This window comes from Novosphingobium malaysiense (assembly GCF_000802225.1).
Taxonomy (GTDB): Bacteria; Pseudomonadota; Alphaproteobacteria; order Sphingomonadales; family Sphingomonadaceae; genus Novosphingobium; species Novosphingobium malaysiense.
This window is the reverse complement of the sequence record NZ_JTDI01000084.1, coordinates 1-248: the sequence shown is the minus strand read 5'-3', so window position 1 is coordinate 248 and position 248 is coordinate 1. Positions and strand designations below refer to the sequence as shown.

The window sequence follows — 248 nt, the reverse complement described above, 5'->3', positions numbered from 1 at the left end:
CCTCTGCGATGCGCTCGTTGAGCGCTTGGAAGCGGGTGCGGACCAGCTCGAGGTGCTCGGGAGCCACATTGTGCCGGTTCGACATCCACTCCTGCCACGCCTCGTTGACGTTCGGCTCAAGGGAGACGAAGGCGAAGCGCCGGCGGAACGCCAGGTCCATGATGGCGAGTGAACGGTCGGCCAGGTTCATCGTTCCGATGATGTACAGATTGCTCGGCACGTGCACCGATTCCGAACCCGACCGAGGG

General features: G+C 63.7%; 1 pseudogene. It reads right to left on the bottom strand.

Annotated elements, in window-relative coordinates:
- Positions 1–220, bottom strand: a pseudogene (locus tag LK12_RS23575) (hypothetical protein); the annotation flags it as partial.
- Between the last annotated feature and the right edge of the window lie 28 nt (positions 221–248).